At 50.0% G+C, this 15,273-nt stretch carries 16 protein-coding genes and 1 pseudogene; 11 read left to right on the forward strand and 6 right to left on the reverse strand.

Going from position 1 to position 15,273, the window contains the following annotated elements; genetic code table 11:
* Window positions 1-190 precede the first annotated feature (190 nt).
* The gene (locus tag NWF31_RS05815; RefSeq protein WP_258359571.1) at window positions 191-1,024 is read left to right on the forward strand and encodes an Mrp/NBP35 family ATP-binding protein; all 834 of its coding nucleotides are present in this window, start codon (window positions 191-193) and stop codon (window positions 1,022-1,024) included.
* A 210-nt stretch (window positions 1,025-1,234) separates the two neighbouring features.
* Here the strand turns inward: NWF31_RS05815 and rd are convergent, their stop codons facing one another.
* The 3 genes from rd to rbr all read right to left on the reverse strand — a co-directional run bounded on the left by rd (window position 1,235) and on the right by rbr (window position 3,935).
* A complete protein-coding gene (gene rd, locus NWF31_RS14765; protein WP_340674353.1) occupies window positions 1,235-1,924 on the reverse strand; it encodes a rubredoxin in 690 nt (229 codons plus the stop codon).
* 98 nt (window positions 1,925-2,022) lie between these two features.
* A complete protein-coding gene (fprA, locus tag NWF31_RS05830; protein WP_258359572.1) occupies window positions 2,023-3,222 on the reverse strand; it encodes a nitric oxide reductase FrpA in 1,200 nt (399 codons plus the stop codon).
* Between the two features lie 137 nt (window positions 3,223-3,359).
* Window positions 3,360-3,935 carry a rubrerythrin gene (gene rbr / locus NWF31_RS05835; RefSeq protein ID WP_258359573.1) on the reverse strand — a complete coding sequence of 192 codons (576 nt, stop codon included), beginning with the start codon at window positions 3,933-3,935 and terminating at the stop codon, window positions 3,360-3,362.
* A 259-nt stretch (window positions 3,936-4,194) separates the two neighbouring features.
* Here rbr and NWF31_RS05840 point away from each other — a divergent pair, with 259 nt between their 5' ends.
* Both NWF31_RS05840 and NWF31_RS05845 read left to right on the forward strand, forming a co-directional pair.
* A complete protein-coding gene (locus tag NWF31_RS05840) occupies window positions 4,195-4,986 on the forward strand; it encodes a response regulator (protein ID WP_258359574.1) in 792 nt (263 codons plus the stop codon).
* 71 nt (window positions 4,987-5,057) lie between these two features.
* A complete protein-coding gene (locus tag NWF31_RS05845; protein WP_258359575.1) occupies window positions 5,058-7,598 on the forward strand; it encodes a PAS domain S-box protein in 2,541 nt (846 codons plus the stop codon).
* Between the two features lie 179 nt (window positions 7,599-7,777).
* Here NWF31_RS05845 and NWF31_RS05850 read toward each other — a convergent pair whose 3' ends face one another.
* Window positions 7,778-8,650: a CBS domain-containing protein gene (locus tag NWF31_RS05850; RefSeq protein WP_258359576.1), complete on the reverse strand. Its 873-nt coding sequence runs from the start codon at window positions 8,648-8,650 to the stop codon at window positions 7,778-7,780.
* On the reverse strand, window positions 8,650-9,015 hold the full coding sequence (locus NWF31_RS05855) for a hypothetical protein (RefSeq protein ID WP_258359577.1): 366 nt from the start codon (window positions 9,013-9,015) through the stop codon (window positions 8,650-8,652). The genes NWF31_RS05850 and NWF31_RS05855 overlap by 1 nt, the downstream gene beginning before the upstream one ends.
* Before the next feature lie 118 nt (window positions 9,016-9,133).
* Between NWF31_RS05855 and NWF31_RS05860 the strand changes: the two genes are divergently transcribed.
* The 5 genes from NWF31_RS05860 (at window position 9,134) to NWF31_RS05880 (ending at window position 12,311) form a co-directional block, all read left to right on the forward strand.
* Window positions 9,134-9,340 carry a hypothetical protein gene (locus NWF31_RS05860; RefSeq protein ID WP_258359578.1) on the forward strand — a complete coding sequence of 69 codons (207 nt, stop codon included), beginning with the start codon at window positions 9,134-9,136 and terminating at the stop codon, window positions 9,338-9,340.
* Window positions 9,341-9,547: 207 nt separating this feature from the next.
* Window positions 9,548-10,609: a YedE family putative selenium transporter gene (gene yedE, locus NWF31_RS05865; protein WP_258359579.1), complete on the forward strand. Its 1,062-nt coding sequence runs from the start codon at window positions 9,548-9,550 to the stop codon at window positions 10,607-10,609.
* Between the two features lie 23 nt (window positions 10,610-10,632).
* Entirely contained in the window at window positions 10,633-11,187 is a 555-nt protein-coding gene (locus tag NWF31_RS05870; protein WP_258359580.1) for a putative Se/S carrier protein, read from the forward strand.
* Complete coding sequence (locus NWF31_RS05875) at window positions 11,187-12,065, forward strand: carbohydrate kinase family protein (protein WP_258359674.1); 879 nt, start codon at window positions 11,187-11,189, stop codon at window positions 12,063-12,065. Before NWF31_RS05870 ends, NWF31_RS05875 begins: the two co-directional genes overlap by 1 nt.
* Before the next feature lie 27 nt (window positions 12,066-12,092).
* On the forward strand, window positions 12,093-12,311 hold the full coding sequence (locus NWF31_RS05880; protein WP_258359581.1) for a sulfurtransferase TusA family protein: 219 nt from the start codon (window positions 12,093-12,095) through the stop codon (window positions 12,309-12,311).
* Between the two features lie 113 nt (window positions 12,312-12,424).
* Here the strand turns inward: NWF31_RS05880 and NWF31_RS05885 are convergent, their stop codons facing one another.
* Window positions 12,425-12,808: a MerR family transcriptional regulator gene (locus NWF31_RS05885; RefSeq protein ID WP_340674354.1), complete on the reverse strand. Its 384-nt coding sequence runs from the start codon at window positions 12,806-12,808 to the stop codon at window positions 12,425-12,427.
* 233 nt (window positions 12,809-13,041) lie between these two features.
* Between NWF31_RS05885 and NWF31_RS14910 the strand changes: the two genes are divergently transcribed.
* From NWF31_RS14910 to NWF31_RS05895, 3 genes and pseudogenes are all read left to right on the forward strand, one after another.
* The gene (locus NWF31_RS14910; RefSeq protein WP_422880254.1) at window positions 13,042-13,173 is read left to right on the forward strand and encodes a MerR family transcriptional regulator; all 132 of its coding nucleotides are present in this window, start codon (window positions 13,042-13,044) and stop codon (window positions 13,171-13,173) included.
* A 27-nt stretch (window positions 13,174-13,200) separates the two neighbouring features.
* Window positions 13,201-13,533: pseudogene (locus NWF31_RS05890) on the forward strand (type II toxin-antitoxin system VapC family toxin); the annotation flags it as partial.
* 139 nt (window positions 13,534-13,672) lie between these two features.
* Window positions 13,673-15,127, forward strand: coding sequence for an FAD-dependent oxidoreductase (locus NWF31_RS05895; RefSeq protein WP_258359583.1), 1,455 nt, complete (start codon window positions 13,673-13,675; stop codon window positions 15,125-15,127).
* Window positions 15,128-15,273: the final 146 nt, after the last annotated feature.

Consider the following 15,273-nt stretch of genomic DNA (forward strand, 5'->3'; position numbering starts at 1 on the left):
CGTGCCCGACTTGATTAAACGGCTTATTCTTACGGGGGAGCGGCCAGGTGTCTCCTGGTTAAAGGGGCCGTCGATTATATAGTAAAAGACGGAATTATCCTCGAGGCAACACCCTTGTGGGGTACACATTGATATCTAAAATATTGACATATGACCGTATAGAGTTATAATTATTACGAGGTGAAAAACATTGGCTAAAGAAGCTTGCGAAACCTGTAATCCGGAAACCTGCAACTCTACAACCTGCGAGGCCAAAAAACCGGGCTTCATTCCACCCCATGAACTAAGCAACATCAAACACGTGGTCGGTATCATGAGCGGGAAAGGCGGCGTCGGTAAGTCATCGGTAACGGCCCTGCTGGCGGTAGCTCTGCAACAAGATGGTTACGAGGTAGGCATTCTTGATGCCGACATTACCGGTCCCAGCATTCCCAGGATGTTCGGAGTTCGTCGTCCCCCGGAGAGCGCCGTCAATGGCATAATCGCGCCTCAGAGTAGCGGTGGTACCCGCATTATGTCCCTTAACCTGTTGTTGCCCCATGAAGATGACCCGGTAATATGGCGGGGTCCTTTAATCGGCGGGGCTGTTAAGCAATTCTGGACCGATGTAATCTGGGGCGATCTGGATTATCTGCTGGTAGATCTGCCTCCCGGGACAGGAGACGCCCCCCTGACGGTACTCCAGTCATTACCCCTGGATGGCCTGATTATTGTCAGTTCACCCCAGGAACTGGCGCGGATGGTGGTCCGTAAAGCTGTAAAGATGGCTGGAATTATGAACGTTAAGATATTGGGCATGGTTGAAAATATGAGCTATGCCGTTTGCCCGGAATGCGGCAAGGAGATATATATCTTTGGTCCCAGTCGCGCTGCGGAAGCGGTGGCAGAAGCCGGTATTCCCTTGCTGGGAACCTTGCCCCTGGACCCGGAACTGACGGCCTTGTGCGACAAAGGCCAGGTTGAAAATTACCGCGGGCCCTTACTGGAAAGGGCAAAAAGTTTTGCCGGTAAGATAACGGGGTGAGATCGAAAAGTCGTGTGTCCCGGTGTCTTGAGTTAGTATCGGAGAGATATTTTTTAGTGACCATAGCGGCCTTCTTTGCCGGGTCGCTGGTAGCTAACACGATCTTCGGCAAATTAAATCGGTTTACAGGCCGGCCTGCGGCCTGAACTATTTGTACCAAAAAGCCATCTGCGTAAGAACAGATGGCTTTTGCTAATCCAGGGAGCGTAATCAAATTTTCTCGAAGGCTTCTTTACCGGCGCCGCAGATGGGGCAGGTCCATTCGTCCGGCAGGTCCTCAAAGGGTGTACCCGGAGCAATGTCGTGTTCCGGATCACCCTGGGCCGGGTCATAGATAAAATTGCAGATAGTGCACCGGTATCTGGGAGCAGTGACTGACGTCCCGGCTTCCGCTTCGGCGGCTGCAAAGGTTGGTGCCGTTTTCGGGGTCGTGCCGCGTTTTACCTGATGGTAATAGGCATAAGTCATGGGATCACCCTGGCGCAAGACGGCGGCGTCCTTTAAAGTGCCGATAAATATGCTGTGGGTTCCGGCGTCAACCGTCTGATTTACTTCGGCTTCCAGGTATGCCAGGGTATGTTCTGCCAGATAAGGCAGCCCCGCCCGGGTTAACTTATAGTTTAAGCCGGCAAACTTGTCTACTTCGCGGCCGGATTTGAAGCCGAACCGGCCGATAAGAGCGAGGGGTGCATCCTTGGCCAGGACTGATACGGCAAAGTTCCGGCTGGACTGAATAAATTCATGGGTCAGGTTTTGCTTGTTGATGCTGACGGCAACCGTCGGCGGTGCCGAGGAAATCTGAAAGACGGTATTGGCAACCTGGCCGTTTAAGCGGGCGCCTGTTTTAGCTGAGACGACATAGAGCCCGTAAGAAATGGTGTGCAGGGCTTTGGGGTCCATCATTATCCCTCCCGGTCAGCTAATAATTTACGGCAGCAGCCACCTATGGGGTACCAAACCCCATAATTAGTTCCGATTACGTCTGGCGGGTATGGAATTTAATTTGTTATGCGGGAAGCAATTTCCTGGCCCAGGTTATAGCAATGCTGCAGGTGGCTCTCTTTAGGCACCCATTTCACCGTGGGGCCGGGTTCGACAAAGAGTTCGATTTTGGCGGCCTTAAGGCGTTCCTCCAGGATTTTCTGGGCGCCGCCGCCCCAGCCGTAGGCCCCGAAGGCCAGGCCGGTCTTGTTTTTCGGCCTTAAGCCTACCAGGTCATCCAGGAGGGGAGAAACTACCGGCAGGATGTCGTTGTTGATTGTCGGTGAGCCTACCAGGATGGCCCGGGCATCGAGGATTTCTTTGATGATATCGTTGCGGTCGGATACGGAAAGCTTGAAGAGCTTGACCTCGCATCCACCTGCCACCAGGCCGTCCATAAGGGCGCGGGCCATTTTTTCCGTACTAAGCCACATGGTATCATAGGCAATAACAGCCTTCGCCGTACCTTTACCTTCAGCCCAGCGGGCATAGGCTTCTATGATCCTCTGGGGATCCCGACGCCAGATAATGCCATGGCTGGGAGCAATAGTCTTAACGGCCAGGTTCATCTTCTGGATTTCTTCCAGCTTTTTAGTAATCAGGCTGCTGAAAGGCATGAGAATGTTGGCATAGTATTTGGCCGCTTCGTCCATGACTATTCCTATATCAACTTGGTCGTCAAACCGGACGCTGGTAGCGATATGCTGACCAAAGGCATCATTGGGCATGAGCAGGGCATCTTCGGGAACATACGTAAACATGCTGTCGGGCCAGTGGAGCATGGGTGCTTCAATAAATGTCAGAGAACGTTTACCAAGTTTGATGCTGGTTCCGGTTTTGACGATGGTATACTGGAAGTCAAGATGTGGATAATGATCCTTTAGGCTTTCGTAACCGCGCTGGGTACAGAGGACGTGGGCGTCGGGGCAGAGGTCCATTATGGCCGGGAAGGCGCCGGCGTGGTCGCTTTCGGTATGGTTGACCACCAGGTAATTAATTTTAACCGGGTCCTGGATCTGCTTCAGTTTGGCGATCAATTCCTCTTGAAAGGGCTCGTAAACGGTATCCACCAAGGCGGTCTTTTCATCAACAATATAGTAGGCATTATATGTAGTACCCCGGTGGGTGGAAAAGGCGGGGCCGTGAAAATAGCGGATGTTCCAGTCGATGGCTCCCACCCAGTAAATACCTTCTGCAATAGTGATTTGCTGGCCCATTGAATTATAATTCTTCCTTTCAGTTGCTATTTTTAAGCAATAATAGGAAACATCTAGTCTTAAGGCGTCTACTTAATAATTCAACTCAGAACGCATATTTGGTGGGGAGGACTTCAAAGCCCTCCCCCATATATTTCTTAATAATTCTCCGCTATCAATTCAAAGAACGCCTGGGGATGGGCACAAGCCGGGCATACTTCCGGGGCGGTATTGCCTTCATGAATATAACCGCAGTTGCGGCAACGCCAGGTCACCTTTTCTTCCCGCTTAAAAACGCGATTTTTTTCAATGTTGGCCAGCAGGGCGCGAAAACGTTTTTCATGTCCAATCTCAGCCCGGGCAATGGCCTGGAATACGGAAGCTATTTCTTTGAAACCTTCTTCCTCTGCTATACGGGCAAACTCGGGATACATGGTGGTATGTTCGTAATTTTCCCCGTCGGCGCTGGCGGCCAGGTTCAAGGAAGTAGTTGCGATGGTGCCGGCCGGGAAAGCGGCGCTAATTTCTACTTCGCCGCCCTCCAGGAACTTAAAGATACGCTTGGCGTGTTCTTTTTCGTTGTCGGCAGTTTCTAAAAAGATAGCGGCAATTTGCTCATAGCCTTCCTTTTTCGCCTGGCTAGCATAGTATGTATAGCGGTTGCGTGCCTGGGACTCGCCGGCAAAGGCCGTCAGCAGGTTTTTTTCCGTCCGTGTGCCTTTAAGACTGGCCATAAAACTCACTCCCTTATTAGTTTTGACTTATTTTAACTTACCAATGTCAGGAAGTCAAGGCTGGTGCCGATACAAGGGGATAGGTTTTCTGGGTGTGCAGATTTCTATTGACTTTATGTAAAACAGGATGATCATGGAGGAAACCGGTTGTTTGTGTCGAAGATTAACGTAGAACTTAGGGCAGATATTTTTCGTCCTGACAAATTATAATGGTGTTGTGGCCTGACCTAAAACAGTCGCGAATGGAGGGCCGGAAACTATGTTATCCTTGCCAGAAAAAAGCATTCTTCTTGTGGAAGATTCGACCCTCACCAGGTTTTCCTCCAGGAGAACACTGGAGGAGAGGGGCTACCTTGTGGATGAAACCGCCAGCGGTCAGGAAGCTCTGGCTAAAGCCAGAGGCAAACGGGACCCATACGATCTGGTAATTCTCGATATTCACCTTCCGGGAATGGACGGGCTAGCTGTGTTGGAAAACCTCAAACACCTGCCGGCGTACCGCTATGTTCCGGTCATGGTATCAACAGTCGAAAGCAACGTCGCGTCGGTCAAAAAAGCTATAGATTTAGGGGCGGTAGAATACCTTTGCAAGCCCTATTCGACAGAGGAGTTAATTCGCCGCGTAGAGAAATTGATAGGTCCTGGCGCTTGGGGCGAAGCTACCCCGGCTGAGGTACTGCATAAAGTACTCAGAAATGAACTCAACCGGGCGAGTAGGGGCGGGCATAAGGTAGCCCTGGTTCTGGCCCGGTCGGAAAGATTAGGTAAGGGAAAGATTGGAGAATACGCCAGGCAAGCGCGGCGGCGCCTGCGCGAGATAGATACTGTCATAGAGCTCAGCAAGAGTACGCTGGCGTTGATTCTTCCACATACGGGAAAAGAAGGCGCTCAGGTGGTGACGACAAGACTGGAGAGTTTCCTGCCCGGGACGTGGAGCTACGGGATTGCGGTATATCCCGACAACGGAAAGGACGGGGAGGAGCTTTTTACCTATGCCGAAGTTGCCCTTAAAGAGATCTGGGAGAAACAAGACCAAGGTGCACCAGCATAGCAGCAGGAGTTCGAAAACTTAGCCTCTCGGGAAAACTTTTTTCTGCCGGGAAGACCGCGGGGTGGTAGAGATTGTCTTTTGACATTTCTGAGCTTTTAACTCTATATGACGTAGTGACGTTATCCTTTCCGGAGCGTTATGAAGATCTAATGCGAGAAATAATTGAAAAAGCGACCAGGCTTTTTGGTGTACGCCGCCTTGCCATAGTACTTCGCGAAGGTGAGAGGTATAAATGCTTAGAACGGTGGGGGTTTCGAAAAGATGAAGAAGTACTGGAAAGGATTAAAAATGGCGGGGAAAACAGCTTTGTATATTTAATGCATAACGGCGAGCAAGGCCTGCTTTATATAGAACCGCCCGGAAAAATAACTGATCGCGAGAAAAGGCTTTATACCATTTTTGCACGTCGCATCGAGAATATAATCGCCCGCAAGCAAATTGAAGAAAAAATAAAGAACTCCGAGCGGGAAAAGAAGGTCATCTTAGACAGCATAGTTGAGCTCCTGGTTTTTCAGACCCCCGATAACCGGATTTTGTGGGCCAACAGGGCCGCAACAGAATACGCCGGGGCGAGCCCAGAAGAGCTGTACGGCCGTTTTTGTTATGAGGCATTGCATCACCGGGACGAACCCTGCGAAAAATGCCCGGTAATCAAGGCCCTAGAGACAGGAACGCCGCAGGAAGGTATTGTAACAACCCTTAAGGACCGGCAGTTTTTTGTTAGAGGCTACCCTGTAAAGGGTGAAAACGGCTTGATTGAAGGAATAGTAGAAGTTAGTGTGGATGTTACCGAGCGCATGCAGGCGGAAGAGGCGTTCCGAGCAATTTTCAATAGCGTTCACGATGCCATTTTTATTCATACGCCGGACGGCAAAATTATTGACGTAAACCAGACAATGCTGCGAATGTATCGGATAAACTCAAAAGAAGAGGCCATAAACTTATCCATAAATGAAGATTATTCGATGCCGGGCAGCCCGATAGAACAGTTGCCCAAATTATGGGAAAAAGCCATTTCAGGAGAAAGCGTGCTGTTCGAGTGGAAAGCTAGGCGGCCCGGAGACGGGTCGGTGTTTGATGTAGAGATTTTTTTAAAAAAAATATCCCTCAGGAAAAAAGATGTAATACTTGCTGCTGTGCGAGATATAACGGAACGCAAACGCGAGGAAGAATTATTAAGGAATTTGTTCGCCAACTCGCCTATAGGCATGTACATTGTCAGTGAAGGAAAATTCCAGCTTATAAACCCGCAATTTGAAAAACTATCGGGTTATCGTCATGAAGAACTGATAGGCTGGAAATCATTGGAAATTGTTATTCCGGAAGACAGGGAAATGGTACGAAGTAATGCTATTAAAATGCTGAAAGGCGAGGCTACGGAACCTTATGAGTTCAGGATCGTAACCGGGCAAGGGGAAATAAAGTGGATTGCGGAGACAGTGGCGTCCATATGGCACGATGGCAGGCGTGTGACCCTGGGAAATATAATGGATGTTACCCAGAAGAAGAAATTTGAGCAGAAACTAGAATATATAAGCCTGCATGATCAGTTGACCTCTCTTTACAACCGCACTTATTTTACAGAGGAACTCAAGCGATTAAGTGCTGGCTCTGAATACCCCGTTACCATAATAGCTGCTGATGTTAACGGCCTGAAGCTTGTTAACGATACTATGGGCCATGATAAAGGCGATGAGCTTTTGACTGCCTGCGCCCGGGTTCTAAAAAAAGCGTTTCGTAGTACGGATGTTCTGGCGCGGGTTGGAGGAGATGAGTTTGTCGTCCTTCTTCCTCGCACAGACGAAAAGACCGCCAAAAGTATCATGAAACGGCTCCGTTTGTATATCGATAGATATAATCGAGACCATCCCCAACTGCCCCTTAGCGTTTCTTTCGGCATAGCAACGGCCGATTCCCCGGGACAACCTCTGAAAGAAATTTATAAGATAGCCGATGACCTGATGTACCAGGAAAAACTCAACCAGGGAGCCAGTGCCCGGAGTAAGATTGTCAATACGCTGTTAACCGCCCTATCAGAATGCGATTATATAACTGAAGGACATGCCAGGCGTATGCAGAAGTTATGTCAGGAATTGGGAGAAAAGGTCGGGCTTTCAGCGCAGCAGCTTGCCAATCTGTCCCTGTTGGCTCAGGTCCACGATCTGGGAAAAGTAGGAATACCGGACAGCATTTTATTTAAAAAAGGTCCCCTTACAGAAAAAGAATGGGAAGTGATGCGCCAGCATCCGGAAAAGGGCTATCGCATTGCCCTGTCGTCACCGGACCTGGCAGGGATTGCCGATTTAATTTTAAAGCATCACGAAAAATGGGACGGTACCGGTTACCCCTTGGGTCTCAAAAAAGAAGAAATACCGGTGGAGTGCCGGATTCTAGCAATTGTTGATGCCTATGATGCCATGACGTCCGGCAGGCCGTATTGCAGCGCGAAAACAGTCGAAGAAGCGCTGGAGGAAATCCAACGGTGCGCCGGTACTCAGTTTGATCCAAAACTGGCTGGAGTATTCATTGAGATGATTACCTCGCGTGAGTTTAATGCAGGAAAAAGAAAGTTGCCACTTAGGGCACACCCTATTACAACTCCATCAGAATAGCGGATAATGCAGCAGAAGCCCTATGGCGTTAGCTTTGCGGATATTTATGCAAACGTGACGTCGTTCCTCAATGAATTGAGGGTAATAACCGCTCCTCGCGCTCCCTCAATTATCTAAATGATTAGATATATACCTGGTATGGCTGTGTTCGGTTTTTGCCGTGTAAGATGGTTTATATGCTACATGACGGCAGTTTCTTTACACGCTAAGATATCTATAACTACAAGCGTTTTTTTTAGTTTTTTGGCTTTAGTTGAAGCTAGACTGGCCTTATTGATCAGGTTCTTGACAACGTAACTGCTGTCTTTATCGGTAGCACTTATTTCGGTGCAACGCCCCCCGGCTACTCCGGCAGAAATGGTGACCTTTATTTTGTCAGGCCAATTTTTATTGGCAATGGCCAGGATCATTTGCCGGGCGAGCTTTTCGGCTTCGGCCAGCGGTCTTGAGGCAACGGCGGCAAACTCGTCCCCGCCGTAGCGGCATAAAGTATCCTTATTGCCGTCGATTAAGCCACTTAAAATTAAAGCAGTCTGACGCAGGACGTCGTCGCCGTAGGTATGGCCGTACTTTTTATTAATGGAGCCGAAGTTATCTATATCCAGAAAAATTACCGCAATCTCCCGTCCTTCTTTTAACAACTCCAGGGCCTTTATGTAAAGTATTTCGGCTTTATTTAAGCCTGTAAGGCTATCGGTGTATTTACTCAGTTCCGACATAATATGGGCATAGGTTACAATACCGATAACGTCGTTTTCATTGGTAACTACCAGGCGCTCAATATTATACTTTTTCATTATTTTTTGCGCTTCTGTAAGGAAAACTGTGGGCGGTACAGTAATTACGTCCCGGGTCATGACATCCGCGACCAGCCGGTTAGGATGTGACCCCCTTATATCCCTGGAAGTAACGATGCCTACCAGTTTCCCTTTTTCTACTACCGGGAGGCTACCTATGCCATAACATTCCATGACGGATGCCGCCCGCCTGACACTGGCCGTAGGTTCGATTGTAAAAAGCTTTTGGTTTACCAGACTTTCTACCGTGAGCACTACAAATCCACCGTCCTGCTGATTTGGATGACAATATTGATCTGGGCCTTAACAACCATGTTGTCGTCGGCGATGCGGTTTCCTTCGTCGATTACAACCGGCAAAAGCTTTTCTTTGGGTAGTAGCTTTAAAAGCGATTTTTTTACTACTACAGCTTCAAAAATTTCATGGTCAATGCGGATTATCTCGTATTGTTCTGGCGAAACCGCATCAACCATCCGCCTGACGGCTTCGGAACCGATAGGCGCTCTTTTGCCGACAAGCATGATATCCTGCATGGGTGGGACTTCAAATTCAGATAATTTTATGATAATATCGGCTTTACGCTGTGGTTCCTGTGAACGCGATGTTTCCCGGGGTAACAAAAAAATGGGCCTCCCTTCCTACGCTTAAATACCGCATCTATTATACCCTTTTTTACAAGAAATGCCCAGGAAATTTTTATATTAATTTTAGCAATTCCTTTTATGTAGATCTTTATCAATGCCATTTACAAAGCGGCCCAGGCCGTGGGCGGCCAGGACCGCCGCAAGACCAGGGGCCCGGCGTTACGTACTCCAGCAGTACCGTCCCACCGGGACTTTGCTGGATGGTAATTTCCAGAAAGCAATTCCTTATCCTGAGGCGACATTGAATAAAATCGCCCGAGAATTGCAGCCTTTTTTAACTGAAATCGATGTCAGGGTTTGAGGATAGATTGGCGGTGCCGTAAGGTTCAGGGAATCTTTGGAGCTTGTTCAAAAGGTCCCTGGACCGTCTTTTATTTTTAAGGGTTATACCTTGTTTCAAGGTATAACAAAATATCATACGAAATATGAAGGAATATTTTATGAAGAATAGAATTGTTATAGACACGTGACCAATATAACCCAATATAACCGGAGGTGTTTTAATAACATGAACAGGGTTTTAGCCCCCAAAACCTTTATGATTGTGGCGGGGCTGGTCGGCGGGGCCCTGGCGTCCTTTATGACTTACCTCGGCAATCCCGCCAACATGGGCCTTTGTATCGCCTGTTTCACCCGGGACATTGCTGGCGCCCTGGGACTGCACCGGGCAGCGACAGTCCAGTATTTGCGGCCGGAAATTATGGGCATCGCTTTGGGAGCCTTCCTTTCCGCCCTTATTTTCGGTGAATTTCGTGCCCGCGGCGGTTCGGCGCCCCTGGTACGTTTTTTTCTGGGCGCCTTTTTCATGATCGGGGCCCTGGTGTTTTTGGGCTGCCCGGTAAGAGTCGTATTGCGCCTTGCCGGCGGTGACTTGAACGCCGTCGCCGGCCTGGCGGGGGTAATGGCGGGCGCCCTGGCAGGTATTTATTTTCTTAAGCAAGGTTTTAACCTGGGTCGCTGGCAGCCCACCTATACGGCGGCCGGCTGGTTGATGCCCCTTTTCATGCTGGGGCTGCTCCTCCTTGCTATTTTCAGGCCCGCATTTATTCTCTTCAGCAAAGAAGGCCCCGGCGCCGCCCATGCCCTGCTGGGAGTTTCCCTGGTAGCAGGTTTGATTATCGGCTTTTTAGCCCAGAGGACCCGGATGTGTTTCGTCGGCGGCTGGCGCGATCTTTTCCTCGTAAAGGATACTTACCTATTCAGCGGTATCGCAGCGTTTTTTGTCGGTGCACTATTAGTTAACGCTATCATCGGGAAAATTCATATCGGTTTTATGGGCCAGCCTGCGGCCCAGACAAATCAACTATGGAATTTTTTAGGAATGGCGCTGGCCGGGCTTACCGCCACCTTGATGGGCGGCTGTCCCTTAAGACAGACGGTCCTCGCCAGTGAAGGCGATACCGACGCCGGGGTGGCCATCATGGGTATGCTGGCAGGGACCGCCTTTGCCCACAATTTCCAGCTCGCCTCCAGCCCCCAGGGACCCAGCGCCTATGGCCCCGTAGCCGTGATAATCGGCCTGGTTTTCGCCGTCGCCGTCGGTCTCTTTATGCGTGAAAGTGTGGATTAATGTAATAGGCGGGGTTGCATGCAATGGTTTTAGGCTGGTTGAAAAATAAAACTGCGGCGTCGCAGTCGCTGCCTGCTGGCGCCAGGGGTCTGGTAATTTTCGCCACGGTGGAAGAAGCCATGAAAGGAGAAAAGGTGTTGCGGCAGGCCGGCTGCGATTGCAGGCTGGTGGCTCCCCCGCCGGGTATGCGCCAGGGCTGCGACCTGGCCCTGGAAATCGACCTGGTCGAGCAGCCGGCGGTGGCTAGGGCTCTTGCCGGCAGGGTGGCCTTTACAGGTATTTATCCCCTGAAGGGAGAAATGGAACCCCTGCAGGTAGATAAAGTAACCCGGTTTGCTGATCACATCATGGTAAAGGCGGGCAATATGAAACTCGTTTTTGAGAAAAAGACGGGAGTGATAGTCAATATTTCCGGCGGCGGCTGTCCTGACATCCCCTACCTTTACACGCGGCTGGTGGGCACCCGCCTCGATGTCGCTCCCCGCCCCAGGGACGAAGGCCGTACCCTGTGTGCCCTGATGCTCGACCGCGCCCTGGAAAAGGCGTTAGCGATCTGGAAGGGGGCGGCGCCCGGGTGATGCTTATTGCCGGAACCGTCCCGGTAACCGATATGCCCATGGTCTATGGCCGGGTGGAAAGGGAAGGAGGAAATCTGCGCGTTGACGGCCATAGCCTGCCCTGCACCCAGGGAACCATGGCCCTGGTAAGCGCGGCCCTGGCCACGACTTCCCACCTAGAGCTGGAACCGCCCCGGGTTTTGCTGGCAGGCGATATCGGTACGGGAAAAGGGAGCAGGCTGATTTATCAGTATCTGATAGAACATATAGGGGAACTAGCGCCCGATGTCTTAGCCCTTCATTATTGTCAACCCATCGTGACCTTGATGCAAAGGTTCTACACCGCCGTCGAAAAATGCCGTCTCCGGCCGGTGTTGATTGCAGATGCCGGCTCCATGTACGCGGCCAAAGCGGCCGGGTTAGCACCGCACTTTGATCTTTTCACCCCGGACCCCAGTGAAATAGCCTTCCTGGCCGACCCGGACGCCGTCCACCCGGCATATATCAAACGGCACCTGTTTGAGGACGCCTGCGCCCGCGTCCCCGAACTGATTAAAAGCGCCTATGATTACGGGGGAGCGGCCAAATGCCTCCTGGTTAAAGGGGCCGTCGATTATATAGTCAGAGACGGGATTATCCTCGAGACGATCAATGAGCCTAATATCCCCGAGATGGAGTGCATCGGCGGGACGGGCGATACCATCACTGGTATGGCCGCCGCATTTGCATATGCCGGGCTGGAACCGGATCAGGCGGCCGGCATCAGCGCTAAAGCCAACCGGGCGGCAGGACAGAGGGCCCGCCCGACGCCTGCTACCGGTGTTGCCGCAATTATTGACCAGTTGCCGGCCGTTTTTAAGGAAAATCTCTGCGCCTGGAGCGGCGTTTGCACCAAATAACTTCAGGATAAAAGGAGGAGAGCTTTTATGGTGGAAGTTGACGTGCGTGGCCTTTCCTGTCCCATACCCGTAGTTAAAACGAAAAAGGCCATGGAACAAAACCCGGGCCAACCTCTGGCAGTATTGACCGATAACGAAACTTCCAAGGAAAACGTGAGCCGCCTGGCAGGAAGCCGAGGTTATCAGATCCAGGTGGAAAAGGTGGGCGGCGGCTACCGGCTGTTATTGACCCCCGGAAAAAACTAAAGCGGTTTCTCAATTTGGAACCCCTGGTGGAAATAGATGCCAGGGGTTATTCTTTCATCTTTTCTTTCCCCGGGCACCAGCATTATTCACCGGGGGCCTTTACCCCGCTGCTCTTACCTTTTTTCCTGTTTCCTATGGGGGCAGGTTTTACACAGGGAAGGATCTTCAAAGGAGATCTGGCAGTAAGTCCCTTCTTCTTTCCAGCACGGCTTAGCGCAACCTGTGCGTTCAGTCTTACGGGCGCAGGCCGGACAGTCTTCGTATAGCCAGCAGGGATAAAAGGCAAGGTAATGCTTGATGGAATTTAGATTGAAGCCCTTATCAATGAGTTTTTGAATGAAGCGCAGCCGCATTAAGTCATTATTGGAATAAAGGCGTCGCCCGTTTTTGCGTGCGGGCTGTATAAGTTTATGTCTTTCCCAGACCCGCAGGGTACCCGGCTGGATGCCCAGTAAATCTGCGACTACGCTAATGGTATATAACATTTGTTCGGCCATTACAACCGCCTCACTTAATGTCCGGTTATATAAAACATATATATTGATTTTATGTTATCTTATAAGCTAATATCAAGTATTACTTTGCTTTTTATGAAAACTTTACATACTATATCTAAACAACAAAGTTATAAAATTAATTATAAGTTTAATGACATTATTATAACCAGCAAATATGATATTAGTAAGATTAAGTATAAGCGGAGCGAAGAAGGCCGGTGTATTCCATCGGTATGGTTATCCAGGTCTTAGATATATCTTCCCACCGCATGCGTCGCTGGGAAGAAAAGGGGTTGGTCGTCCCTAAAAGAAAAAACGGGCGGCGTTGCTATAAACCCTTTGTGGAGCAAAAATTGGTTGGATGAGTTTCCCAGGGTAAAGAGAAAAACAACCGCCAGGTCGAACATGCTTTAAGAAATGGGACGCTTACTATAACTGCTATAACAGTTTTTGAACTCAAGGTGGGTCTTGTTGCCAACAGTAAAAGGGAAAGACTGTTGGCTAAATTTTTTGAGCAAGTTACCATTCTACCTTTTGACGGCCAGGCAGCTCTGGCGGCAGCCATGATTGAAAATAAGTTGCGCTCCGGCGGGAAAGTAATCGGGAGGCCTGATACCCTCATTGCCGGCATCTGCCTGGCGAGAAGTTTACCCTTATGCACATTAAATGCAGAACATTTTAAACAGGTGCCTGGGTTAGAAGTACTCATCCCCACGTTCGCATAAATGTGTACAGTTCATTTTTACAAGTAAAGCAGGATTTCCTACGAGGAAAAAGAAAATAAATTGTTAACATACGTCTAAACCATGGGCGTATTACTTTATAACGCTGGCAGTGCAGCGAGACTTACAGGAGGCTGAACTAATGAATATTGCTGAAAGGGTAAGAAACGAAGAACTCCATAGTGATGTAGTGGTGGTCGGCGGCGGGGCGGGCGGCCTTTCGGCTGCCGTAACCGCTGCTGAATTCGGTGCCAGGGTGCTTGTCCTGGAAGCGCGCGAAAAACCGGGCGGTAACGGCGTGTTCCCGCAGGGCATATTTGCCGCGGGCACTCGCCTGCAAAAAAACAAGGATATCGACGCCCGGGTTGACGATATCTTTAGACAAGCCATGAGCTACGCCCACTGGCGGTGCAACGCTCGTGTACTAAGGGCCTTGCTGGAAAAATCGGCGGAAACGGTTCACTGGCTGGAAGATAAAGGCGTAAGGTTTGTAGATGTTATTCACCATTATCCCAACCAGGTACCCGAGGTCTTTCACATCGTAGAACCACCGGCGCGGACTGGTTCTGTTGTAATGCAAGCCCTTGGCAAGGCGTGTAACGACCTTGGCGTGCAGGTTCTCTTAAAGACCAGGGGGAAGAAATTGCTTACTGACGAAGAGGGTACGGTTGTTGGCGTAGTAGCGGAAAATGATAGTGGGGAGTTACGGATCAAGGCAAATAGCGTGATTGTGGCCACGGGAGGCTTTGCAGGCAACGCGGAATTAATAAAGAAATACTTACCTACATATGACGAGAATGAGTTCCTTCTCCAAGGGGTGAGAAATAAAGGAGAAGGAATTCGGATGATCACAGAGGTAGGCGGGGCGCTGGAAGACTGCATATCACTGGAAATGTCAGCCAGGAGCGCCGGGCCGGTCTCCATCTTGCCTTTGGAAAGGAATCCGAAAGCGATATGGATAAACAAGCTCGGGGAAAGGTTTGCAAATGAAGGGATAGTTTATATCTTCTCCGAAACTGCCAACGCTGTTTTTAGACAGCCAGGCAGGACCTGTTATGTACTGTTGGATGAGGCTATAAAGAAAGAGGTCATGGAGGGCACATTGTGTCCTTTTGAACAGATGACCATGGGGCGTGATGGTTGGCCTTCTGTATTGGACGACGGGCTGAAAACGGCTGTTAAAAAAGGTACGGTGATAATGGCGTCGTCTTTTGACGAGCTCGCTGGTGGGATTGAGGTAGACCCGCAAGCGCTGAGGCTTACGGTAGAACACTACAACAACTGCTGCGAGAGGGGGCGTGACGATATATTCGGTAAGGACCAGAGATACCTTTTGCCCTTGCGCAACCCACCTTATTATGCAATTAAAATCGAGCTTCACCTTCTGGTAACCCATGGCGGTATTAGAGCCAATCATAATATGCAGGTTGTAAACAGCCAGGGGAATCCCATTCGCGGGTTATACGTCGCTGGCGTAGAAGTAGGGGGCACCGGAGGGGACACGTATCACTTCTCACTGATGAGCGGCAATTCCTTTGGTTTCAGTGTTTGTTCCGGCCGCATTGCCGGAGAAAACGCGGCCAGGCGCGCCTTGTAGTCAGTGATGTAACCTGCTTGCGAAAGCCCCTGGCCTTAACTACAGAGATGGCCAGGGGCGAAAAAGTTTTAGGTAAACGATAATCTTGCGATTTCTCTTGTAATAGCTACTTTGTATTTACTGAGGACTTGAAGTATTATTGAAGT

This window comes from Neomoorella sulfitireducens, from assembly GCF_024733845.1.
Lineage (GTDB): Bacteria > Bacillota > DSM-521 > Neomoorellales > Neomoorellaceae > Neomoorella > Neomoorella sulfitireducens.